The sequence below is a fragment of the Photobacterium lucens genome (assembly GCF_009873615.1).
GTDB classification, from domain to species: domain Bacteria; phylum Pseudomonadota; class Gammaproteobacteria; order Enterobacterales; family Vibrionaceae; genus Photobacterium; species Photobacterium lucens.
Window position 1 is genome coordinate 1 of sequence record NZ_SSMG01000432.1, and the last position, 1503, is coordinate 1503.

Sequence of the window (1503 nt, forward strand, 5' to 3'; positions counted from 1 at the left end):
TGAGCATACTTGACACTTAAATATTTGATCTAACTGTAAATGTTTTTGTGTTACTAGATGGGTTAGACGCTTTTCTGTAAAAAAGTGATCAAAATATGGAAGTGCGGCGCTAGCATGACGAAAATCATGAAAGTCATGATCCTGAAACTTTTGTTTTTTGTCCCATCGGACTGCTGCATATAAGCTTGATGTAATACGAGCTGAAGGTAGATATGTCCCTATTTTATCAAGTCGAAAAATATTATAAATAAGCAAGGATATTTCTTGTCTCTTTTTATCCCGTTCTTGCTTTGTTAGACAGCTAGAAGCAGGATTATTACTTAGATTCGAGTAACAGTGCTCCATGAGTTCACATAATAAATCCTTATAAAAATCGATCCACCCAGAGACTTCATTCATAAACATTTGTTTAAAGCTTGATGCTTCATTTGCATGTGCGAATTGACCTAAGTTAATGTTTTCTGCAGTTGGTGGTTTAGGTAAATCATCAAAAGCTCGGTTTTCAAGCATCTTTTTGATTTGGTCTACGAGTGCAATAGACCACATATGGTCTGTAAATGCTTTTTGAATTACTAAATTTTCTGAATCAGCAATATATTCATGAGAGAATGAACTAAAACCCATGGTATAGGATAATTTAGTCCATACCATTTCCTGAGGTAAGTAAACATCTTGCTTTAAATGTGAATAGATAAAATGCATTACTTCAAATTCGATTCTTTCATCATGACTTATTGTTGAAACTCCTTGGGATAATAGATCAATTAGTTTGACTGTGTTTAATAGAGTTTCTTTATCGGTTTGTCGAGTTACTTCAATGAAGACATCTTCGCTAATAGGGAAAATACATGTTCCGTTTTCTACTAGTTTTAAAGCTAGCTGAAGTAAGTAATATTCTTGTTTATAAACATTCGGGTTCATTGAACCATTTCGAAGTAACACCCAAAATTTAGTATCTAAGTATATCTTTTTCTTAGTGCTAAGTGAGGAGGACAGTTCAAGGCGTAGCATGCGATAATATTCAGATAATGATACATCTGGATTTTTCCTGTGGTAATCAATGGTATTAGTAAATTCCACACTTTCCCCTATTTTACTAGATTAAAATTAAATTCTAATTTTCTTTATTGGAGAGCCTTAAAATTTAGACAATTGTAGTATGTATAAACTTTTAAAATCATGATGCTAGTAACGCTTTGTTACTTTAAAAACAGGATCTTAATAAAAGATCGCTCTATTGATATCTAGTAGAGTGAAACGTTAATGAGGGTGACGTAATTAGAAGTAGGAGATGGTTAGCAGCTAAGGAGTTAAAATAAATTTCAGTCACAAAAAAGCCCGCTTAAAAGCAGGCTTCGTTGTATCTTAAGATAATTTGGTGCGTCTGAGTGGACTCGAACCACCGACCCCTACCATGTCAAGGTAGTACTCTAACCAGCTGAGCTACAGACGCATATTGTATTTTTTATATGATTAAATCTGGTTGGTTTAATCATTGAATTT

Annotated in this window: 1 protein-coding gene and 1 tRNA gene; both read right to left on the reverse strand. The window is 33.5% G+C overall.

The features are described from left to right. Positions 1 to 1080 (reverse strand): hypothetical protein (locus tag E5A76_RS17395; protein ID WP_161119707.1); only part of this gene is annotated, 1080 nt, incomplete at its 3' end. A 296-nt stretch (positions 1081 to 1376) separates the two neighbouring features. After that, positions 1377 to 1453: transfer RNA gene (locus E5A76_RS17400), tRNA-Val, on the reverse strand. Between the last annotated feature and the right edge of the window lie 50 nt (positions 1454 to 1503).